Origin of the sequence: Pantoea sp. B566 (genome assembly GCF_024793925.1) — a bacterium.
GTDB lineage: Bacteria > Pseudomonadota > Gammaproteobacteria > Enterobacterales > Enterobacteriaceae > Pantoea > Pantoea ananatis.
Genome location: NZ_JANUQL010000003.1, coordinates 2348326 through 2370096 on the forward strand (window position 1 = coordinate 2348326; position 21771 = coordinate 2370096).

Sequence of the window (21771 nt, forward strand, 5' to 3'; positions counted from 1 at the left end):
CTAACATTTCAGGCGCATTATTCTGCCTGTTTATTGTCACATATTCACCAAAAGCGCAGGCGATAACCCTGAAACCGGTCAAACGATTAAAAACGGTAACGTTGGGAGTACTTTTTTACGTTACTGTTAACCGGTTGTGAAGGTGAAAAAAAGTCACCCTGACCACCTTCTACACCTAACCCGACCAAAGTCTGCCACTCTGCGTGCGTTCGCACACCAGTCGCATACAGCTGCGTCCCGGTGGGTTTGCAAACATCCAGTAAGCTTCGCACGAACAGCTGGTTTTCTGTACGTCGCTCAATATTACGTACTAAACCCGCATCCAGCTTGATCAACTCAACCGGTAATTGCCGGATATAGGCACTGCTGACCACCGTCAAACCCGCCTGATTAACGGCGATGCGACAACCGAACGCCTGCAATGCGTGAAATACGGGAATCAAATCGCTGATGTGTTGACAGACGTCCCCTTCTGCAAGTTCAAATAAAAATCGCTTTCTTTGACTTTTTGGGCACTGCAGCAACATCGTGTACAACCAGGCAATAAAGGGACGTTTCAGCAACGACTCAATGTTAACGGGGATCGCCAGCGTCTCTTCCGGCCACAATTCAGAGAGTGCGGCAACGCGTAATACCATCTGCCGGTCCCAGTTCTCAGCCATACCGAGCTGCTGAACCAGGGGCATATATTCTGCCGACAGGACCTCTTTATCCCCGTCAAAAATGCGCGTGAGCAGAACGCGATGCCGCACCTTACCCTCTCTGTCCACGGCGGGCTTTTGATATAACCGGGGGCCGCCGCGACTTAAGGTATTTTCCAGCAGAGTACGCCAGCGAACGCTGCCGCGCCCGGCATCCAGGGGATTTCCTGCGCCATTGGACCAGTTGTTTCCGCCCGACAGGGTTGCCCGACGCGTGGCCATTTCAACGTTTTCCATGACCTGGGGCACCGTCTGTCCGCTGTGCCAGGCGCTGATACCTATGTGGATAAAATCGTCCCGGTTGACCATGCGCATAGGCGGCAGGGCATCGACCGCATTGATGAGGTGATCGGCGATGCTGTTAGCCTCTTTCAGGCTGCGGTGCGGCAGTAAGACCGCAAAATCGCTGCGAAAATAGCGGGCCAGAAGTGCGCCGGGGTAACGCATGACAAAGGTCGACAACATATTCACGACATTGAAGAGATACTCTTCGACCAGCACGGGCCCCAGTGAATCATCATGTGTATCAAGTTCAGGAAAACGGATCATCATGACCACGCCATGCGTGCCAACATCTTCCTGATCTTCAAGCAGCGTTGCCAGCTGACTGTCGAAGAAAAGGCGATTATTCAGCCCCGTCCGCCCGTCCTGTGCAGCGAAGGTACGAATTAAGGTATCAATGCGCACACGCTGCTCACCGGCTTCCTGTAAATCGGAGAGCAAGACGTCAATTGCCCGGCTGGCTTTGGGCGGCCACTCATCAGCATGCTTCTGGCGATAAAGCTGGCGCGCGCCGCTGAGAATTGATGCCGACCGGCTCTCCAACTGTTCCATTCCGCGCCATTGTCTTACCAGCCAGCGATGGGTGATGAACAGCGTCACCGCCATAATCAGCACCACCAGCATCAGGGCGGCAAGCGTATAGGTGGTGGGAATAGATCGTAGCCAGGTTTGTGCCGGGTCAAGTATCGTCAATTGCAAACGCATACCCGGCTGATGCATCAGCGCAATGTCAAAGTGGATGTAGCGGTTTTTTTGATGTTGCAGCATCTGGTTTTCGTGGCGGGAAAGCGTAAAAACATTCTGCCGGCCATTGTATAAAGATAATTGCTCAGCGTTGATGACGGGTAAGACCGGCGCAAGCCAGGCTTCTAACGCATCGGGCGGCTGTTTTAGCAAGACTTTATCCACTTCCGTTGCCAAAACCTGTACGCGATTTTCAACGCGTTGATGCGTGAGCCAGAAAACGCTAAAAGCACAGCCCACCAGCATTAAAACCATTGCCAGTACGCTAATAAATGTAATAAATGCAGAAAGTTTGGTAGTTAATCGCATCCCTGTGCCTGTTTCACTACGGTTGTAGCCGAATCACGCCGCCCCTCTGCCCGTCCGCCGGGAGAAATTTTGAGAAAAATAACAGAAATTGTTCCCGCCGGCAGCGAGGTCGTGCATGAAGCCGAAGTATACCGTTGAGAAAGGCCCAGAGCGCTTAATTATCCTTTTTTCAGCGCATTCTCATTGGAAGGGTTTACCAGGAAATTTCACATTTTTGCGGCAAAATTCGCCAACTTAAGTAATAGTCATCATGCTGATGATGAAAATCGAGCCGGAGAAGAGACGATGACGCTGAAAAAACGCCTGACTGAAGCTGATGTAACGCCAGAAAACATCTTTAATATGAATCGTCGTCGCGTGCTTCAGACCCTGGGTCTGGGCGCTGCCGCTATCAGCATTCCCGGCATGGCCAACGCCGATATTCTGAGTTGGTTTAAAGGCAATGACCGCCCACCCGCGCCCGCAGGTCGCCCTCTGGACTTTACCAAACCTGCACAATACCAGGCTAACCTGCCGTTGACGCCTGCAGACAAGGTTTCGGGCTATAACAATTTCTATGAGTTTGGCCTTGATAAAGCCGATCCGGCCGCCAATGCGGGGACGCTAAAGACCGATCCCTGGAAGCTGACGATTGAAGGCGAAGTGGCAAAGCCCATCACATTAGATATGGATGATATCTTCAAACGCTTTGCCATGGAGCAGCGTATCTATCGGATGCGATGCGTTGAAGCCTGGTCGATGGTGGTGCCCTGGATAGGTTTCGAACTCAATAAACTCCTGAAGCTGGCTGAACCCACCAGCAAAGCGCGTTTTGTCGCTTTCCAGACGCTTTATGCTCCCGATCAGATGCCAGGTCAAAAAGATCGCTTTATCGGCGGCGGGCTAAATTACCCTTATGTAGAAGGTTTGCGTCTGGATGAAGCCATGCATCCCCTCACGATTCTGACGACAGGCGTTTACGGTAAAGCGCTGCCCCCGCAGAATGGCGCCCCGATTCGCCTGACGGTCCCATGGAAATATGGCTTTAAGGGCATCAAGTCCATTGTGAAAATCACGCTGACGCATGATCAGCCACCGACGACCTGGAACCAGATTGCCGATAACGAGTACGGCTTCTATGCCAACGTTAATCCGCATGTTAATCATCCACGCTGGTCGCAGGCGACCGAGCGTTTTATTGGTCCGGGCAGCAGCTTTAATGTGGATCGTCAGCCGACATTACTCTTCAACGGTTATGCCGATCAGGTCGCGTCGCTGTATCGCGGTATGGATTTACGGGAGAATTATTGAGTGCGCCTGACAATAAAGCAGATCGGCTGGCTTAAAGTCCTGCTACATCTGGCGGCTTTCTTACCGCTGGTTTACTTGATTATGGCCGCTATGCAGGGCGGTCTTAGCGCCGATCCCGCCAAAGATATCCAGCATTTTACCGGCCGTATGGCGCTGAAACTGCTACTGGCGACGCTGCTTGTCTCGCCGTTAACGCGCATCGCCAAACAGCCTTTACTCATTCGCACCCGACGGCTGCTGGGGATCTGGACTTTTTTCTGGGCCAGCCTGCATTTAACCAGCTACTACCTGCTGGAACTGGGCATTAACAACCTTGGTCTGCTCGGTAGCGAACTGATTTCACGCCCCTATCTCACGCTGGGAATTATTTGCTGGTTTATTCTGCTGGCGCTGGCGGTGACCTCTTTTCAACGCATGCAGCGAAAACTGGGCAGACGCTGGCAAACCTTGCACAACGCGATTTATCTGGTCGCGATTTTGGCCCCAATTCACTACATATGGTCGGTAAAAATCCTTTCTCCCCAGCCTGTCATCTACGCGCTTTTCGCCCTGATCCTGTTAGCCTGGCGCTATAAAAAGTTCATTAAATGGTGGCCGCGTTAGCCCCTGCGCTTCTCCGAACGTCTGCGAAAAATGGGGTCCACAGGCCGCACACGATCAACTTCGCAGATAAGACCAGTATTTTGCTGCGAAATGCCACGAAACGGATATAATGCCCGGCTTTATTGCGATATGACGCTTCTTTTTTACTGTGACGGGTGACAAATGGAAAGCGGCAAGGTATTTTACGCGATGCCTCAATGATTGCGGGAGATGGCAGCAAGATGGCCGACAAATTACATATTCTGCTTTTGAACGGTCCCAACCTTAATCTGTTAGGGACGCGCGAGCCTGAAAAATACGGGGATGTCACCCTGGATCAGATCGTTTCCGATTTGAGCCATCAGGCAGACCAGCTGAATGTAAGATTAAGCCATATGCAATCCAATGCTGAGTTTCAGCTTATTGATCGCATTCATGAGGCAAAAGGCAATGTGGATTATATCCTTATCAATCCTGCTGCGTTTACGCATACCAGCGTAGCATTACGTGATGCGCTGCTAGCGGTGAATATTCCCTTTATCGAAGTTCACCTGTCAAATGTGCACGGTCGCGAGCCTTTTCGCCATCACTCCTATTTTTCTGATGTCTCTGCTGGCGTCATTTGTGGGCTTGGCGCTGACGGTTACTCGTGGGCATTGCAAACGGCAGTAAAGCGCCTGTCTCATACTAATTAATCAAACTGAGTACGGAACCCCATTCATGGATATTCGTAAAATTAAAAAACTGATCGAACTGGTTGAAGAATCTGGCATTTCTGAGCTAGAAATCTCCGAAGGCGAAGAGTCTGTTCGCATCAGTCGCGCACCTGCAAATACCGGTTACCCAATGATGCAACAGGCTTATGCCGCGCCGGTTGCTCAACAGCCTGCTCTGGCGACAGCCGTTGCACCTGTTGCCGCCGTTGCAGAAGCCGCGCCTGCTGAGATCAGCGGCCACATCGTACGTTCACCAATGGTAGGGACCTTCTATCGCACACCAAGCCCGGATGCAAAAGCATTCGTGGAAGTGGGTCAGAAAGTTAATGCAGGTGACACGCTGTGCATCGTTGAAGCCATGAAAATGATGAACCAGATTGAAGCGGATAAGTCTGGCGTTGTTAAAGCCATTCTGGTGGAAAGTGGTCAGCCGGTAGAATTTGACGAGCCACTTGTTGTCATCGAATAACGGGGCGAACCATGCTGGATAAAATTGTTATTGCTAACCGCGGTGAGATTGCGCTGCGCATTCTGCGTGCCTGTAAAGAACTGGGCATCAAGACTGTCGCGGTCCATTCAAGCGCGGATCGTGACCTGAAGCACGTGCTGCTGGCAGACGAAACGGTTTGCATCGGCCCTGCGCAGTCGGTCAAAAGTTACCTCAACATCCCGGCGCTGATTTCTGCCGCTGAGATCACCGGCGCGGTGGCGATTCACCCCGGCTACGGCTTCCTTTCTGAGAACGCCGATTTTGCTGAGCAGGTTGAGCGTTCTGGCTTTATCTTCGTCGGTCCGAAAGCCGATACCATTCGCCTGATGGGCGATAAAGTGTCCGCGATTACCGCGATGAAGAAAGCGGGCGTTCCTACCGTCCCCGGCTCCGATGGCTCGCTCACCGATGACATGGAAAAAAACCGTGCCTTCGCCAAGCGCATCGGCTATCCGGTTATTATCAAAGCCTCTGGCGGCGGCGGCGGTCGCGGCATGCGCGTTGTGCGTAGCGATAAAGATCTGGAACAATCCATCAACATGACGAAAGCGGAAGCCAAAGCGGCTTTCAACAACGACATGGTTTACATGGAAAAGTATCTGGAGAATCCACGCCATATCGAGATTCAGGTACTGGCCGACGGCCAGGGCAATGCCATTTATCTGGGCGAACGCGACTGTTCAATGCAGCGTCGTCACCAGAAGGTCGTGGAAGAAGCGCCAGCACCGGGGATCACGCCAGAATTGCGTTCCTTCATCGGTGAGCGTTGCACCCGAGCCTGTATTGATATTGGCTATCGCGGGGCAGGTACGTTTGAATTCCTGTATGAAAACGGCGAGTTCTATTTCATTGAAATGAACACCCGTATCCAGGTTGAGCATCCGGTTACCGAGATGATCACCGGCGTTGACCTGATTAAAGAGCAGCTGCGTATTGCTGCGGGTCAGCCGCTGTCAATCAAGCAGGAAGACGTGATTATTCGCGGTCATGCGGTCGAGTGCCGTATCAACGCGGAAGATCCGGTTAGCTTCCTGCCAAGCCCGGGCAAAATCACCCGCTTCCATGCGCCGGGTGGTTTTGGCGTGCGTTGGGAATCTCATATTTATGCCGGTTACAGCGTACCGCCTTATTATGACTCCATGATTGGCAAGTTAATCACCTACGGTGAAACCCGCGATATCGCCATTGCACGTATGAAAAATGCCCTGGCGGAGCTGATTATCGACGGTATCAAAACCAACATCGAACTGCAGATGAAAATCATGTCCGATGAGAACTTCCAGCAGGGTGGAACCAATATCCACTATCTGGAGAAAAAGCTTGGCCTGCACGAGAAGTAATCGCCACGCTGAGTCAGTCTGAGGCCGGATATTCCGGCCTTTTTCTTTTCCCGCTGGCGTTGAGGTCACACTATGGACGCGCGTTATTTACAGGCTCATAAAGAAGCTCGCTGGTCACTCTATCTGACGCTGGCCTGGTTAGCCGTCTGGGGCGGTTCTGCCTGGTTAGGGGGAAATGCCACTGGCCTGACCGGCTTACCTCGCTGGTTTGAGCTCTCCTGTCTTTTTGCCCCCCTGCTGTTCATTTTTTTATGCTGGATGATGGTGCGTAAGATCTTCCGGAATATGTCGCTGGAGGATGAAAATGAACACTGAAATCATTCTTCCACTGCTGGCTTATCTGGCTGTTATCGCGGGCCTTTCCGTCTTTGCGATGCGAAAACAACGCCAGGGAAATTTCCTGACTGAGTATTTCCTGGGCAGCCGCTCAATGGGCGGATTTGTCCTGGCAATGACCATCACGACCACCTATATCAGTGCGAGCTCGTTTATCGGCGGGCCGGGTGCAGCTTATAAGTACGGCCTGGGCTGGGTGCTGCTGGCTATGGTACAGGTGCCTGCTGTCTGGCTGTCGTTAGGCGTGCTGGGTAAAAAGTTTGCCATTCTGGCGCGCAAGCACAACGCCGTGACCCTTAACGATATGCTCTATGCACGCTATGGCAGTACGCTGCTGGTCTGGTTAGCCAGCCTGAGCCTGCTGGTTGCCTTCGTGGGCGCGATGGCCGTGCAGTTTATTGGTGGCGCGCGTCTGCTGGAAACCGCTGCCGGGATCCCTTACGACACCGGCCTGTTGATCTTTGGCGGTACAATAGCGCTTTATACGGCCTTCGGCGGCTTCCGCGCCAGTGTGCTGAATGATGCGATGCAGGGCGTGGTGATGCTGATAGGCACGTTTTTACTGCTGTTTGCCGTTATTCACCACGCTGGCGGTATTCACTCGGCCGTCGATAAACTGCACGCCATCGATCCCAAGCTGCTGTCGCCGGAGGGGCCGGGCGATATTATTACGCCCACGTTCCTGAGCTCGTTTATCGTGCTGGTCTGCTTTGGCGTCATCGGCCTGCCGCACACCGCCGTTCGCTGTATCTCTTACAAGGACAGTAAAGCGGTACACCGGGCTATTGTGCTTGGCACCATTGTTGTTGTGCTCCTGATGCTGGGAATGCATCTGGCTGGGGCGCTCGGACGCGCGGTATTACCCGACCTGACCGTGCCGGACAGCGTTATCCCTACGCTGATGATCACCGTGCTACCACCACTGGCTGCCGGGCTGTTTTTAGCCGCGCCGATGGCGGCGATCATGTCCACTATCAATGCCCAGTTGCTGCAGGCCTCCGCTACGCTGGTGAAAGATCTCTACCTGCGCCTTGCACCGCAGCAAATCGATAATGAGCCGCGGTTGCGAATATTATCGGGAACGGTGACCTTTTTGCTGGGTGTCATACTGCTGTTTGTCGCCTGGCATCCGCCAGACATGATTATCTGGCTCAACCTGCTGGCTTTTGGTGGTCTGGAAGCCGTGTTCTTATGGCCGCTGGTGCTGGGTTTATATTGGGAGCGCGCTAACGCCGCCGGCGCTGTCAGCGGCATGGTGGTGGGCGGAGGATGTTATGCCGTTCTGGCAACCTTTGGTCTGCAACTATGGGGTTTTCATCCCATTGTGCCGTCATTAATGTTAAGTCTGCTGGCATTCCTGGTCGGCAACCTGTTTGGGCGCTTACCGCATGCGGTTGATGCACCACAACACTGAATTAAGAGAGACGTTATGCCTTGGATTCAAATCAAAATTAACAGTTCTGGCGCAAACGCGGAAGGACTGAGCGACGCGCTAATGGAAGTCGGTGCCGTGTCTGTGACCTTTCAGGACACAAACGATACGCCGGTATATGAACCTATGCCGGGTGAAACGCGTTTATGGGGTGATACCGACGTTATCGGATTGTTCGACGCTGAAAGCGACATGGATGGCGTGATTGCGGAACTGTCTCAACATCCGCTGCTCGGCGAGAATTTCCGTCACAAGATCGAGCAGATCGAAGACAAAGACTGGGAACGTGAATGGATGGAAAACTTCCATCCTATGCGGTTCGGTGAGCGTTTGTGGATCTGTCCAAGCTGGCGCGATGTACCCGACCCCGATGCCGTCAATGTGATGCTCGATCCCGGCCTGGCGTTCGGAACCGGCACGCACCCCACCACTTCGCTGTGCCTGACGTGGCTCGACGGCCTGGATCTCGCGGGTAAAACCGTGATCGATTTTGGCTGCGGTTCAGGGATCCTGGCAATTGCGGCGCTTAAACTTGGGGCGGCGCAGGCTATCGGTATTGATATCGATCCCCAGGCGATCCAGGCCAGCCGCGACAACGCCGAGCGCAATGGGGTGGCCGATCGTTTATCCCTGTATCTGCCGCATCAGCAGCCGGAAAACCTGCAGGCTGATGTCGTGGTCGCGAATATCCTGGCCGGGCCGCTCCGCGAGCTGGCACCGCTTATTGGTGTCCTGCCTAAATCTGGCGGGCATCTTGGTTTGTCAGGCGTACTGGAGAGCCAGGCTGAAAGCGTCTGTGAAGCTTACAGGACGCATTTTGCGCTCGATCCCGTTGCAGTCAAGGAAGAGTGGTGTCGTATTACAGGCGTTAAAACCGCTTAGCCTTTCAGGCATTGCAGCTACCAACAACAGCCCTGGCGGATCGGCAGGGCTGTTAAACATTCGTTACTGTCCGTTCAGTGTTTCACCCAGAGCCGCGATTGCAATCGGCTGAGGCTAAACCCTCCTGTGGCGCAGTCTTTGTGGTTGATAAAACCGCTGCTTGTATCGTTAATCACGGTATGTGACGTTTTTTATCTGGTGAATACCGAATCTTCGTCGGAAAAACCTTTGTTCACAAAATAAACACAAACACTTAATCTACTGATTTATCTTGTTATTTATCCTTATCAACAGGGTCAGTGCAGGATAAAAGCGGTTTTCTTGTGAATTGTTCAAAGTTTGGCCTTTCATCTTCATAAAAAAATGCGTAATATACGCCGCCTTGCAGACACAGTATGGCATTACGACTTCATGCGCATTGGAAACCTCCAGCTGAGAAATCGACTGATTGCAGCGCCGATGGCCGGTATTACCGACAGGCCTTTCAGAACGCTTTGTCACGAGATGGGTGCAGGAATGGCGGTTTCTGAGATGTTGTCATCGAACCCCGAAGTCTGGGCCAGTGACAAATCTCGTTTACGCATGGTGCACAGTGATGAACCCGGCATTCGTGCCGTCCAGATTGCAGGCTGTGATCCCAGTGAGATGGCCCAGGCTGCACGTATTAATGTTGATGCTGGTGCACAGGTTATTGATATTAATATGGGTTGCCCGGCGAAAAAGGTGAACCGCAAAATGGCGGGCTCCGCCTTACTGCAGTATCCCTCAGTAGTAGAGTCAATTCTCTCTGCCGTGGTAAATGCTGTTGATGTCCCGGTAACGCTGAAAATCCGTACCGGATGGGATCCAGAAAACAGAAACTGTGTCGCGATTGCCCAATTGGCTGAACGCTGTGGCATTCAGGCTTTGACGATACATGGCCGCACTCGTGCCTGCCTGTTCAACGGAGACGCTGAATACGACAGTATTCGGACAGTTAAGCAGAGTGTTTCTATTCCGATTATCGCGAATGGAGACATAACTGACCCGCATAAAGCCAGAGCAGTGCTCGACTACACCGGAGCCGATGCTCTGATGATAGGACGTGCTGCTCAGGGAAGACCGTGGATCTTCCGGGAAATCCAGCATTATCTGGACACTGGGGAGCTGCTTGCCCCGCTGCCACTGGCAGAGGTCAAGCGTTTGCTTGTTTCGCATATACGTGAGCTGCACGACTTTTACGGTTCAGGCAAGGGATACCGTATAGCGCGAAAGCACGTCTCCTGGTATCTCCAGGAACATGCCCCAAATGACCAGTTTCGGCGCACATTCAACGCCATTGAGGATGCCAGCGAACAGCTGGAGGCGTTGGAGGCATACTTCGAAAATCTTGCGTAACGAAATAAAGAGCTGAAAGAACTATGTTCGAACAACGCGTAAATTCTGACGTACTGACCGTTTCTACCGTTAACTCACAGGATCAGGTAACTCAAAAACCTTTGCGTGATTCGGTTAAACAGGCACTGAAGAACTATTTTGCTCAACTGAATGGTCAGGATGTTAGTGACCTGTATGAGCTGGTTTTGGCTGAAGTCGAGCAGCCTCTGTTGGACATGGTGATGCAGTATACCCGTGGCAACCAGACCCGTGCTGCCCTGATGATGGGTATCAACCGCGGTACGCTGCGTAAGAAACTGAAAAAATACGGCATGAACTGATTCAGGTTCAGGCCGTTAATCTCGCCAGCCTCAGGGCTGGCGTTTTTATTTGTGCCCTGACACACAAATTGTTTTAAAACTTGTGAAACAGTTGCGTCAAATATGGTAACTGTAGTTGCAGTCGCCAGCGTGATTTTTAACGGGCTGCCTTTTTCACATCGTCCTCATTTCCATCCCTGTTTTTTCCCGTTTCCAGCCTCTCAGCCCCGCTATAGCGGCCTTGTGTGAGCCTGCTTTACTTTTTTCGCAACGAGCACCCTGCTTGCAGTCAGCACATGCAACGCTGCTCACAATGTTGCTAAATAGTGAAACATTTTGCACTAAATGTGATCCCTACGACTCGAAATGCTTCCTTTTGGTGCGTCATATTAACGCAGCCTTCCAGATAATTCAGATTATTACCCGATCTTTCAGGTGACTTCAGGATTCTGCAAACCTGGCACTGGCTTTGCAAAGTCGTGGGGGGCCGTTCGCCACAGACAGGACGCACAACAAAGTGCGCAATACATAACAACACAACATGACATGCCACACAGGATGCTTTATGAAAAAGATGATGCTCTCTACTCTGGTTGCTGCGGCTTCTCTGCTTGCCGTTGCTCAGCAGGCCCATGCAGGCCCTACACTCGATGCGATTAAAAAGAAAGGCTTCATTCAGTGTGGGATCAGCGATGGCCTGCCGGGGTTCTCTTATGCGGATGCCAGCGGCAAATTTACCGGCCTTGATGTGGATATCTGTCGTGCTGCCGCGGCCGCCGTATTTGGCGACGCCACAAAAGTGAAGTACACCCCGCTGACGGCAAAAGAGCGTTTTACCGCGCTGCAGTCCGGCGAAGTCGATGTGCTTTCTCGCAACACCACCTGGACTTCATCACGTGACGGCGGCATGGGCTTCATGTTTACCGGCGTCAACTACTACGACGGCATTGGCTTCCTGACTCACAAGAAAGCGGGTCTGAAGAGCGCGAAAGAACTCGACGGTGCGACCGTCTGTATTCAGGCGGGCACCGATACCGAGCTGAACGTCGCTGACTTCTTCAAAGCCAACAAAATGCAGTACACGCCGGTCACCTTCGATCGCTCAGATGAATCCGCTAAGGCACTGGACAGCGGTCGTTGCGACACGCTGGCCTCTGACCAGTCTCAGCTGTACGCCCTGCGCATTAAATTAGGTAAACCAGACGACTTTATCGTCTTGCCTGAAGTGATTTCTAAAGAACCACTGGGGCCGCTTGTACGTCGCGGTGATGATGACTGGTTCACCATTGTTAAGTGGTCGCTTTTCGCCATGCTGAACGCCGAAGAGATGGGCATCAACTCCAAAAACGTTGATGAAATGACGGCTAAACCGGCAACACCTGATATGGCTCACCTGCTGGGCGCTGAAGGTGATTTCGGCAAAGACCTGAAGCTGGATAACAAATGGGCTTACAACATCATTAAACAGGTAGGTAACTATCAGGAAAGTTTTGATCGCAACGTCGGTAAAGACAGCCCGTTAAAAATCGCTCGTGGCCAGAATGCACTCTGGAATCAGGGCGGTATTCAGTACGCGCCACCGGTACGTTAATCGCGCCTCAACCCGTCGGGCACCGTTTTCTACGGTGCCCCAGCAAAGCTTTTGTTATTGAGGTTTAAACATGTCACAACGCCCAACCGTGAAAAGGGATTTTTCGTTCGGTAATCCCACGGTTCGAGCCTGGCTTTACCAGATAGGTGCGATCATTATTGTAGTTGCTGTGGTGGGCTACCTTATCCACAACACCGTTATCAATCTCGCTAATCGCGGTATTACTTCCGGGTTTGGTTTTCTGGAGCGCAATGCGGGTTTCGGCATTGTTCAGCATCTTATTGACTACACTGAGGGTGACACCTACGCACGCGTCTTTCTGGTCGGGCTGACCAATACGTTACTGGTTTCGGCACTCTGTATTGTTTTTGCATCTGTTCTGGGGTTTTTTATCGGGCTGGCACGCCTGTCAGATAACTGGTTACTGCGTAAAATCGCCAATATCTATATTGAAACTTTCCGCAATATTCCCCCCTTACTCCAGATCTTCTTTTGGTATTTTGCGGTATTACGTAACCTGCCCGGCCCCCGTCAGGCGCTCAATGCTTTCGATCTGGCCTTCGTCAGCAATCGTGGCCTGTATGTGCCCTGGCCGACCTATGCACCGGGAAGCTGGCCATTTGTTTTTGCCCTCGTTTTGGCTGTTGTCGCGAGTTACGCCCTGTTCCGCTTCAACCGTCAGCATCAGCTTAAAACCGGTCAATTTCGTCGCACCTGGCCTGTCGCCATTTTGATGTTGTTACTCTTTCCCTTCATTGCACATCTGGGCTTTGGCGCAGCCATGCATTGGGACATTCCTGAGTTACGCGGCTTTAACTTTAGGGGCGGTTTCGTCATGATTCCTGAGCTGGCGGCACTGACGCTGGCGCTGTCGATTTATACCTCCTCGTTTATTGCGGAAGTCATTCGTTCAGGTATTCAGGCTGTGCCCTATGGGCAGCATGAGGCGGCCCGCTCGCTGGGATTACCCAATCCGGTCACCTTGCGTCAGGTTATTATCCCTCAGGCGATGCGCGTGATCATTCCTCCCCTTACCAGCCAGTATCTGAATATTGTGAAGAACTCTTCTCTGGCTGCGGCAATTGGCTATCCCGATATGGTGTCGTTGTTTGCCGGAACGGTCCTGAATCAGACCGGCCAGGCCATCGAAACCATTGCTATCACCATGAGCGTCTATCTGATTATCAGCCTGCTGATTTCAATGTTGATGAACTTCTACAACCGCAAAATCGCGCTGGTTGAGCGTTAAGAGAACGGGATAACTATGTCTGTCACTACACACGAAACACCGCAGATAGCCTCATCACCGCTGAGCCGGGCCTGGCTGTGGGCGCGCAAAAATCTGTTTTCAGGGTGGTTTAATACCTTTCTGACGCTGCTTTGCATCTGGCTTATCTGGCATGTGATTCCACCTGCTCTGAACTGGCTGATCTTCGATGCAAACTGGTTTGGCACAACACGCACAGACTGTACGAAAGAGGGGGCATGTTGGGTCTTTATTCATGCCCGCTTTGGCCAGTTTATGTATGGGCTTTATCCACATGAACTGCGCTGGCGCATCAACCTGGCGCTGGTCATTGGGCTGGCATCCATTGTGCCGATGTTTATTAAACGGCTGCCTTACCGTGGACGCTACATTGCCGCATGGGCAGTATGCTATCCCCTTGTTGTCTGGTTTCTGTTGTATGGCGGTTTCTTAGGGCTGGACCGGGTGGAAACCCGTCAATGGGGTGGGCTTACGCTGACGCTGATCATTGCATCCGTCGGTATCGCTGGCGCCTTACCGCTGGGGATTTTACTGGCGCTGGGACGACGCTCCCGGATGCCGGTGGTGCGAACGCTGTCAGTGATTTTTATTGAGTTCTGGCGCGGCGTGCCGCTGATAACCGTTCTGTTTATGTCTTCGGTCATGTTGCCGTTGTTTATGGCAGAAGGAACGACCATCGACAAACTGGTACGTGCACTGGTTGGCGTGATCTTGTTCCAGTCGGCTTATGTGGCAGAGGTGGTACGTGGTGGACTGCAAGCCTTGCCTAAGGGGCAGTATGAAGCTGCTGAATCGCTGGCTCTGGGATACTGGAAGACGCAAATGCTGGTCATCCTTCCGCAGGCCTTAAAGCTGACTATTCCAGGACTGGTGAACACCATTATCGCGTTATTCAAAGATACCAGCCTGGTCATCATTATTGGTTTATTCGATCTGTTTAGTAGCGTGCAGCAGGCTACCGTCGATCCCGCCTGGCTAGGCATGTCTACTGAAGGCTATGTCTTTGCCGCGCTGGTCTACTGGATTTTCTGTTTTAGCATGTCACGTTACAGCCAGTATCTGGAAAAACGTTTTCACACCGGGCGCAAATCGCACTGAGGTTTCTATGACACAAATAATAACTGATTCAACCAATGCGATGATTTCGCTGGAAAATGTGAACAAGTGGTACGGGCAATTCCATGTGCTGAAAGATATTAATCTTCAGGTTAAACCCCAGGAACGTATCGTCTTGTGTGGACCATCAGGTTCAGGCAAATCCACCACAATTCGCTGCATCAACCATCTTGAAGAACACCAGAAGGGCCGTATTGTGGTTGATGGTATTCATTTGAATGATGATGTGCGCAACATTGAGCGGGTCCGTACCGAGGTCGGTATGGTGTTTCAACATTTTAACCTTTTCCCTCATCTTACCGTTTTGCAGAACTGCACGCTGGCGCCCATGTGGGTGCGTAAAATTGCTAAAAAGGAAGCCGAAGAGCTTGCTATGCACTACCTCAAGCGTGTTCGTATTGAAGAACATGCGCATAAGTTTCCCGGCCAGCTTTCTGGGGGACAGCAGCAGCGCGTAGCTATCGCACGTTCGCTATGCATGAAGCCTAAAATCATGCTGTTTGATGAGCCGACCTCTGCTCTGGATCCAGAGATGGTGAAGGAAGTGCTCGATACGATGATTGGACTGGCCGAAGATGGTATGACAATGCTTTGTGTGACGCACGAAATGGGCTTTGCCCGTACGGTAGCCGACAGAGTGATCTTTATGGATCGCGGTGAGATCGTGGAAGTCGCTCCTCCGCAGGAGTTTTTTGCTAATCCTCGGTCAGAGCGTACCCGCGCTTTCCTGTCCCAGGTTATCCACTAACCCCTCTTATCTCTCCCCGCATCTTCGTCTACGACGGAGGTGCGGTTTCCCCCCATGACGCTCAGCATAATATTCTTCTGCTACGCGAATAATCGCACTGCGTTAACTGTGGTTGCACAACGCCTCAGCTGCCAGCATTGCTTATAATCGCGTTTCATTACGCTAACAACCCTGTTTGAGCTCAGTTGCCCGGTTTTTAATCGGCGTTTTATTCGTATGGAAAGGAGCATTCGAAAGTTTTCAGTGCCCAATGGGGGCCTTCCGCGCGCCATAATCGGCTCGATATTGGCTTTTTACCGCATCGCAGACGTAAAAAAGCCCCGCACTTTCGTACGGGGCTTTTCTGTTTGATGCCTGGCAGTTCCCTACTCTCGCATGGGGAGACCCCACACTACCATCGGCGCTACGGCGTTTCACTTCTGAGTTCGGCATGGGGTCAGGTGGGACCACCGCGCTACAGCCGCCAGGCAAATTCTTTATTTGCCGAACTCTAGCCATATATAACTGGTGCTGATACCCAGAGTCGAACTGGGGACCTCACCCTTACCAAGGGTGCGCTCTACCAACTGAGCCATATCAGCACGCAACAGGTACTCCCGGCACTGTTATGCTGATGCTCGGGTCTTTCAATTTGATGCCTGGCAGTTCCCTACTCTCGCATGGGGAGACCCCACACTACCATCGGCGCTACGGCGTTTCACTTCTGAGTTCGGCATGGGGTCAGGTGGGACCACCGCGCTACAGCCGCCAGGCAAATTCTTTGTGCTCCGTCCTGCGTCTTTCACGCTGCTGCCGCGCTGGCTTCCCTCGCGCCGCTCAGTCACATACCTCAGTATGCTCCTTCACCCCGTCTCGGTTGCCGCCTTGCACTCAGCGCAAAATCCTTCGGACTCGCGTCCGCAGAACAGAACTAAATTCTTTATCCGGTAAACAATGCTGAAAATTCAAGTCGTCTCTCTACCAAAACGCCTCTGGCGTTGTAAGGTTAAGCCTCACGGGTCATTAGTACCGGTAAGCTCAACGCATCGCTGCGCTTACACACCCGGCCTATCAACGTCGTCGTCTTCAACGTCCCTTCAGGAGCCTTAAAGGCTCAGGGAGAACTCATCTCGGGGCAAGTTTCGTGCTTAGATGCTTTCAGCACTTATCTTTTCCGCACTTAGCTACCGGGCAGTGCCACTGGCGTGACAACCCGGACACCAGCGGTGCGTTCACTCCGGTCCTCTCGTACTAGGAGCAACCCCCCTCAATTCTCCAGCGCCCACGGCAGATAGGGACCGAACTGTCTCACGACGTTCTAAACCCAGCTCGCGTACCACTTTAAACGGCGAACAGCCGTACCCTTGGGACCTACTTCAGCCCCAGGATGTGATGAGCCGACATCGAGGTGCCAAACACCGCCGTCGATATGAACTCTTGGGCGGTATCAGCCTGTTATCCCCGGAGTACCTTTTATCCGTTGAGCGATGGCCCTTCCATTCAGAACCACCGGATCACTATGACCTGCTTTCGCACCTGCTCGAGCCGTCACTCTCGCAGTCAAGCTGGCTTATGCCATTGCACTAACCTCCTGATGTCCGACCAGGATTAGCCAACCTTCGTGCTCCTCCGTTACGCTTTGGGAGGAGACCGCCCCAGTCAAACTACCCACCAGACACTGTCCGCAGCCCGGATTACGGGCCTACGTTAGAACACCAAACATTAAAGGGTGGTATTTCAAGGTCGGCTCCACGCAGACTGGCGTCCACGCTTCAAAGCCTCCCACCTATCCTACACATCAAGGCTCAGTGTTCAGTGTCAAGCTGTAGTAAAGGTTCACGGGGTCTTTCCGTCTTGCCGCGGGTACACTGCATCTTCACAGCGATTTCAATTTCACTGAGTCTCGGGTGGAGACAGCCTGGCCATCATTACGCCATTCGTGCAGGTCGGAACTTACCCGACAAGGAATTTCGCTACCTTAGGACCGTTATAGTTACGGCCGCCGTTTACCGGGGCTTCGATCAAGAGCTTCTCCTTGCGGATAACCCCATCAATTAACCTTCCGGCACCGGGCAGGCGTCACACCGTATACGTCCACTTTCGTGTTTGCACAGTGCTGTGTTTTTAATAAACAGTTGCAGCCAGCTGGTATCTTCGACTGGCTTCAGCTCCGGGAGCAAGTCCCTTCACCTACGCGCCAGCGTGCCTTCTCCCGAAGTTACGGCACCATTTTGCCTAGTTCCTTCACCCGAGTTCTCTCAAGCGCCTTGGTATTCTCTACCTGACCACCTGTGTCGGTTTGGGGTACGATTTTGTGTTACCTGATGCTTAGAGGCTTTTCCTGGAAGCAGGGCATTTATCACTTCAGCACCGTAGTGCCTCGTCGTCACGCCTCAGTGTAAAGTGAACCGGATTTGCCTGGAACACACACCTACACGCTTAAACCGGGACAACCGTCGCCCGGCCGATATAGCCTTCTCCGTCCCCCCTTCGCAGTAACACCAAGTACAGGAATATTAACCTGTTTCCCATCGACTACGCCTTTCGGCCTCGCCTTAGGGGTCGACTCACCCTGCTCCGATTAACGTTGAACAGGAACCCTTGGTCTTCCGGCGACAAGGTTTTTCACCTTGTTTATCGTTACTTATGTCAGCATTCGCACTTCTGATACCTCCAGCATGCCTCACAGCACACCTTCGACGGCTTACAGAACGCTCCCCTACCCAACAACGCATAAGCGTCGCTGCCGCAGCTTCGGTGCATGGTTTAGCCCCGTTACATCTTCCGCGCAGGCCGACTCGACCAGTGAGCTATTACGCTTTCTTTAAATGATGGCTGCTTCTAAGCCAACATCCTGGCTGTCTGGGCCTTCCCACATCGTTTCCCACTTAACCATGACTTTGGGACCTTAGCTGGCGGTCTGGGTTGTTTCCCTCTTCACGACGGACGTTAGCACCCGCCGTGTGTCTCCCGTGATAACATTCTCCGGTATTCGCAGTTTGCATCGGGTTGGTAAGCCGGGATGGCCCCCTAGCCGAAACAGTGCTCTACCCCCGGAGATGAATTCACGAGGCGCTACCTAAATAGCTTTCGGGGAGAACCAGCTATCTCCCGGTTTGATTGGCCTTTCACCCCCAGCCACAGGTCATCCGCTAATTTTTCAACATTAGTCGGTTCGGTCCTCCAGTTAGTGTTACCCAACCTTCAACCTGCCCATGGCTAGATCACCGGGTTTCGGGTCTATACCCTGCAACTTAACGCCCAGTTAAGACTCGGTTTCCCTGCGGCTCCCCTATACGGTTAACCTTGCTACAGAATATAAGTCGCTGACCCATTATACAAAAGGTACGCAGTCACCCCATAAAGAGGCTCCCACTGCTTGTACGTACACGGTTTCAGGTTCTGTTTCACTCCCCTCGCCGGGGTTCTTTTCGCCTTTCCCTCACGGTACTGGTTCACTATCGGTCAGTCAGGAGTATTTAGCCTTGGAGGATGGTCCCCCCATATTCAGACAGGATACCACGTGTCCCGCCTTACTCATCGAACTCACAGCCTGTGCACCTTTGTGTACGGGAGTATCACCCTGTACCCTGCGACTTTCCAGACGCTTCCACTGATGCACAAGCTGATGATGGTTCTGGGCTCCTCCCCGTTCGCTCGCCGCTACTGGGGGAATCTCGGTTGATTTCTTTTCCTCGGGGTACTTAGATGTTTCAGTTCCCCCGGTTCGCCTCATACAGCTATGTATTCACTGCATGATAGTGTGACGAGTCACACTGGGTTTCCCCATTCGGGTATCGCCGGTTGTAGCGGTTCATATCACCTTACCGGCGCTTATCGCAGATTAGCACGCCCTTCATCGCCTCTGACTGCCAGGGCATCCACCGTGTACGCTTAGTCGCTTAACCTCACAACCCACAGGCGTTTTACGCTGCGTGTCGTGAGCTTTTGAGAGACTCGAACACATTGTCATCATTCTTTATTACGGAAGAATGCGACGCTGTGTCGTTTCAAATTTTCAGCTTGTTCCGGATTGTTAAAGAGCAATATCTTAAACATGACTCGCAAGTCATCTTTAAGATATGTGGGCAACACCTTTCACCTGTCACCAAGCAAGTGGCGTCCCCTAGGGGATTCGAACCCCTGTTACCGCCGTGAAAGGGCGGTGTCCTGGGCCTCTAGACGAAGGGGACGTGAAATACTTGTGCAACAGACACGGGTAGTTTCACGTGAAGGTGAGATTGTATAATCAGGCGACAATTAATATTGTTACCGCACCCCAACGCGTAGACGCTTTGCTCATTACTTTTCTATCAGACAATCTGTGTGAGCACTTCGCGGGAAGGTATCTTCAGGTAAGGAGGTGATCCAACCGCAGGTTCCCCTACGGTTACCTTGTTACGACTTCACCCCAGTCATGAATCACAAAGTGGTAAGCGCCCTCCCGAAGGTTAAGCTACCTACTTCTTTTGCAACCCACTCCCATGGTGTGACGGGCGGTGTGTACAAGGCCCGGGAACGTATTCACCGTGGCATTCTGATCCACGATTACTAGCGATTCCGACTTCACGGAGTCGAGTTGCAGACTCCGATCCGGACTACGACGCACTTTATGAGGTCCGCTTGCTCTCGCGAGGTCGCTTCTCTTTGTATGCGCCATTGTAGCACGTGTGTAGCCCTACTCGTAAGGGCCATGATGACTTGACGTCATCCCCACCTTCCTCCGGTTTATCACCGGCAGTCTCCTTTGAGTTCCCGACCGAATCGCTGGCAACAAAGGATAAGGGTTGCGCTCGTTGCGGGACTTAACCCAACATTTCACAACACGAGCTGACGACAGCCATGCAGCACCTGTCTCAGAGTTCCCGAAGGCACCAAAGCATCTCTGCTAAGTTCTCTGGATGTCAAGAGTAGGTAAGGTTCTTCGCGTTGCATCGAATTAAACCACATGCTCCACCGCTTGTGCGGGCCCCCGTCAATTCATTTGAGTTTTAACCTTGCGGCCGTACTCCCCAGGCGGTCGACTTAACGCGTTAGCTCCGGAAGCCACTCCTCAAGGGAACAACCTCCAAGTCGACATCGTTTACGGCGTGGACTACCAGGGTATCTAATCCTGTTTGCTCCCCACGCTTTCGCACCTGAGCGTCAGTCTTCGTCCAGGGGGCCGCCTTCGCCACCGGTATTCCTCCAGATCTCTACGCATTTCACCGCTACACCTGGAATTCTACCCCCCTCTACGAGACTCAAGCCTGCCAGTTTCAAATGCAGTTCCCAGGTTAAGCCCGGGGATTTCACATCTGACTTAACAGACCGCCTGCGTGCGCTTTACGCCCAGTAATTCCGATTAACGCTTGCACCCTCCGTATTACCGCGGCTGCTGGCACGGAGTTAGCCGGTGCTTCTTCTGCGGGTAACGTCAATCGACGCGGTTATTAACCACATCGCCTTCCTCCCCGCTGAAAGTACTTTACAACCCGAAGGCCTTCTTCATACACGCGGCATGGCTGCATCAGGCTTGCGCCCATTGTGCAATATTCCCCACTGCTGCCTCCCGTAGGAGTCTGGACCGTGTCTCAGTTCCAGTGTGGCTGGTCATCCTCTCAGACCAGCTAGGGATCGTCGCCTAGGTGGGCCGTTACCCCGCCTACTAGCTAATCCCATCTGGGTTCATCCGATAGTGAGAGGCCCGAAGGTCCCCCTCTTTGGTCTTGCGACGTTATGCGGTATTAGCCACCGTTTCCAGTGGTTATCCCCCTCTATCGGGCAGATCCCCAGACATTACTCACCCGTCCGCCACTCGTCACCCGAGGAGCAAGCTCCTCTGTGCTACCGTCCGACTTGCATGTGTTAGGCCTGCCGCCAGCGTTCAATCTGAGCCATGATCAAACTCTTCAATTTAAGTTTGATTTGCTGAAACAAGTCCAGCGGTGCTCATCTGTAAAACGTCATAATGAATTTCATTATGTGTTCACTCGTGAGGCTTTGATATTTTTTACGTCCGGAGACGCTGATATCAATCCTGCGAGTGCCCACACAGATTGTCTGATAAATTGTTAAAGAGCAGTGCGAACAGCGGGTTAACCGTCTGTCGCGAGGTGGCGTATATTACGCTTTCCTCCTTCAGAGTCAACCTCTTTTTCAGAAGTTTTTCTCCGGCGGCTCAGTTGCCTGAACCTCTCAACACCGCATTCCGTAAGCCGTTGTGCCGTGTCGATGGAGGCGCATTATAGGGATCCGATTTAATTGCACAACCCTTTTTTTGGATCTTTTTACTGACTGCCGAGAAAACA

General features: G+C 52.4%; 15 protein-coding genes, 2 tRNA genes and 4 rRNA genes. 14 read left to right on the plus strand and 7 right to left on the minus strand.

Annotated elements, in window-relative coordinates; translation table 11 throughout:
• Positions 1-86 precede the first annotated feature (86 nt).
• The gene (gene csrD, locus NYE92_RS12630; protein ID WP_022622402.1) at positions 87-2036 is read right to left on the minus strand and encodes an RNase E specificity factor CsrD; all 1950 of its coding nucleotides are present in this window, start codon (positions 2034-2036) and stop codon (positions 87-89) included.
• Between the two features lie 285 nt (positions 2037-2321).
• Here csrD and msrP point away from each other — a divergent pair, with 285 nt between their 5' ends.
• The 14 genes from msrP to NYE92_RS12700 all read left to right on the plus strand — a co-directional run bounded on the left by msrP (position 2322) and on the right by NYE92_RS12700 (position 15502).
• The gene (gene msrP, locus NYE92_RS12635; RefSeq protein WP_014604885.1) at positions 2322-3326 is read left to right on the plus strand and encodes a protein-methionine-sulfoxide reductase catalytic subunit MsrP; all 1005 of its coding nucleotides are present in this window, start codon (positions 2322-2324) and stop codon (positions 3324-3326) included.
• Positions 3327-3929 carry a protein-methionine-sulfoxide reductase heme-binding subunit MsrQ gene (gene msrQ / locus NYE92_RS12640; RefSeq protein ID WP_013027434.1) on the plus strand — a complete coding sequence of 201 codons (603 nt, stop codon included), beginning with the start codon at positions 3327-3329 and terminating at the stop codon, positions 3927-3929.
• Positions 3930-4150: 221 nt separating this feature from the next.
• Positions 4151-4603, plus strand: a complete 453-nt coding sequence (aroQ, locus tag NYE92_RS12645; RefSeq protein ID WP_024472015.1) for a type II 3-dehydroquinate dehydratase — start codon at positions 4151-4153, stop codon at positions 4601-4603.
• A gap of 25 nt (positions 4604-4628) precedes the next feature.
• Positions 4629-5093 (plus strand): acetyl-CoA carboxylase biotin carboxyl carrier protein, encoded by a 465-nt coding sequence (gene accB / locus NYE92_RS12650; RefSeq protein WP_013027436.1) that lies wholly within the window; start codon positions 4629-4631, stop codon positions 5091-5093.
• Positions 5094-5104: 11 nt separating this feature from the next.
• The gene (gene accC, locus NYE92_RS12655) at positions 5105-6454 is read left to right on the plus strand and encodes an acetyl-CoA carboxylase biotin carboxylase subunit (RefSeq protein ID WP_013027437.1); all 1350 of its coding nucleotides are present in this window, start codon (positions 5105-5107) and stop codon (positions 6452-6454) included.
• 72 nt (positions 6455-6526) lie between these two features.
• Entirely contained in the window at positions 6527-6769 is a 243-nt protein-coding gene (locus NYE92_RS12660; protein WP_013027438.1) for a YhdT family protein, read from the plus strand.
• Positions 6759-8204: a sodium/pantothenate symporter gene (gene panF, locus NYE92_RS12665; RefSeq protein WP_019104914.1), complete on the plus strand. Its 1446-nt coding sequence runs from the start codon at positions 6759-6761 to the stop codon at positions 8202-8204. The genes NYE92_RS12660 and panF overlap by 11 nt, the downstream gene beginning before the upstream one ends.
• 15 nt (positions 8205-8219) lie before the next feature.
• Positions 8220-9104 carry a 50S ribosomal protein L11 methyltransferase gene (prmA, locus tag NYE92_RS12670; RefSeq protein ID WP_014604882.1) on the plus strand — a complete coding sequence of 295 codons (885 nt, stop codon included), beginning with the start codon at positions 8220-8222 and terminating at the stop codon, positions 9102-9104.
• A 411-nt stretch (positions 9105-9515) separates the two neighbouring features.
• Positions 9516-10481, plus strand: a complete 966-nt coding sequence (gene dusB / locus NYE92_RS12675; RefSeq protein ID WP_014604881.1) for a tRNA dihydrouridine synthase DusB — start codon at positions 9516-9518, stop codon at positions 10479-10481.
• Positions 10482-10504: 23 nt separating this feature from the next.
• Complete coding sequence (gene fis / locus NYE92_RS12680) at positions 10505-10801, plus strand: DNA-binding transcriptional regulator Fis (protein ID WP_003855228.1); 297 nt, start codon at positions 10505-10507, stop codon at positions 10799-10801.
• 544 nt (positions 10802-11345) lie between these two features.
• A complete protein-coding gene (locus NYE92_RS12685) occupies positions 11346-12371 on the plus strand; it encodes an amino acid ABC transporter substrate-binding protein (RefSeq protein ID WP_014604880.1) in 1026 nt (341 codons plus the stop codon).
• A gap of 70 nt (positions 12372-12441) precedes the next feature.
• Positions 12442-13620: an amino acid ABC transporter permease gene (locus NYE92_RS12690; RefSeq protein WP_259019050.1), complete on the plus strand. Its 1179-nt coding sequence runs from the start codon at positions 12442-12444 to the stop codon at positions 13618-13620.
• 15 nt (positions 13621-13635) lie between these two features.
• Positions 13636-14736, plus strand: a complete 1101-nt coding sequence (locus NYE92_RS12695; protein WP_409035021.1) for an amino acid ABC transporter permease — start codon at positions 13636-13638, stop codon at positions 14734-14736.
• 7 nt (positions 14737-14743) lie between these two features.
• Positions 14744-15502 (plus strand): amino acid ABC transporter ATP-binding protein, encoded by a 759-nt coding sequence (locus tag NYE92_RS12700; protein ID WP_013027445.1) that lies wholly within the window; start codon positions 14744-14746, stop codon positions 15500-15502.
• A gap of 352 nt (positions 15503-15854) precedes the next feature.
• Here the strand turns inward: NYE92_RS12700 and rrf (NYE92_RS12705) are convergent.
• From rrf (NYE92_RS12705) to NYE92_RS12730, 6 genes are all read right to left on the minus strand, one after another.
• Positions 15855-15970 (minus strand): 5S ribosomal RNA (gene rrf / locus NYE92_RS12705).
• A gap of 37 nt (positions 15971-16007) precedes the next feature.
• Positions 16008-16083: transfer RNA gene (locus tag NYE92_RS12710), tRNA-Thr, on the minus strand.
• A gap of 55 nt (positions 16084-16138) precedes the next feature.
• Positions 16139-16254, minus strand: a 5S ribosomal RNA gene (gene rrf, locus NYE92_RS12715).
• Positions 16255-16483: 229 nt separating this feature from the next.
• Positions 16484-19389, minus strand: a 23S ribosomal RNA gene (locus tag NYE92_RS12720).
• A 209-nt stretch (positions 19390-19598) separates the two neighbouring features.
• Positions 19599-19674: transfer RNA gene (locus tag NYE92_RS12725), tRNA-Glu, on the minus strand.
• A gap of 163 nt (positions 19675-19837) precedes the next feature.
• A 16S ribosomal RNA gene (locus NYE92_RS12730) occupies positions 19838-21379 on the minus strand.
• The 16S, 23S and 5S rRNA genes sit together here with 2 tRNA genes alongside, the layout of an rRNA operon.
• Between the last annotated feature and the right edge of the window lie 392 nt (positions 21380-21771).

What these genes read in the sequence shown, in the direction of transcription:
- csrD (WP_022622402.1), bottom strand. Translation starts at nt 2,036, where the DNA reads ATGCGATTAACTACCAAACTTTCTGCATTTATTACATTTATTAGCGTA.
- msrP (WP_014604885.1), top strand. Translation starts at nt 2,322, where the DNA reads ATGACGCTGAAAAAACGCCTGACTGAAGCTGATGTAACGCCAGAAAAC.
- aroQ (WP_024472015.1), top strand. Translation starts at nt 4,151, where the DNA reads ATGGCCGACAAATTACATATTCTGCTTTTGAACGGTCCCAACCTTAAT.
- accB (WP_013027436.1), top strand. Translation starts at nt 4,629, where the DNA reads ATGGATATTCGTAAAATTAAAAAACTGATCGAACTGGTTGAAGAATCT.
- accC (WP_013027437.1), top strand. Translation starts at nt 5,105, where the DNA reads ATGCTGGATAAAATTGTTATTGCTAACCGCGGTGAGATTGCGCTGCGC.
- NYE92_RS12660 (WP_013027438.1), top strand. Translation starts at nt 6,527, where the DNA reads ATGGACGCGCGTTATTTACAGGCTCATAAAGAAGCTCGCTGGTCACTC.
- panF (WP_019104914.1), top strand. Translation starts at nt 6,759, where the DNA reads ATGAACACTGAAATCATTCTTCCACTGCTGGCTTATCTGGCTGTTATC.
- prmA (WP_014604882.1), top strand. Translation starts at nt 8,220, where the DNA reads ATGCCTTGGATTCAAATCAAAATTAACAGTTCTGGCGCAAACGCGGAA.
- dusB (WP_014604881.1), top strand. Translation starts at nt 9,516, where the DNA reads ATGCGCATTGGAAACCTCCAGCTGAGAAATCGACTGATTGCAGCGCCG.
- fis (WP_003855228.1), top strand. Translation starts at nt 10,505, where the DNA reads ATGTTCGAACAACGCGTAAATTCTGACGTACTGACCGTTTCTACCGTT.
- NYE92_RS12685 (WP_014604880.1), top strand. Translation starts at nt 11,346, where the DNA reads ATGAAAAAGATGATGCTCTCTACTCTGGTTGCTGCGGCTTCTCTGCTT.
- NYE92_RS12690 (WP_259019050.1), top strand. Translation starts at nt 12,442, where the DNA reads ATGTCACAACGCCCAACCGTGAAAAGGGATTTTTCGTTCGGTAATCCC.
- NYE92_RS12695 (WP_409035021.1), top strand. Translation starts at nt 13,636, where the DNA reads ATGTCTGTCACTACACACGAAACACCGCAGATAGCCTCATCACCGCTG.
- NYE92_RS12700 (WP_013027445.1), top strand. Translation starts at nt 14,744, where the DNA reads ATGACACAAATAATAACTGATTCAACCAATGCGATGATTTCGCTGGAA.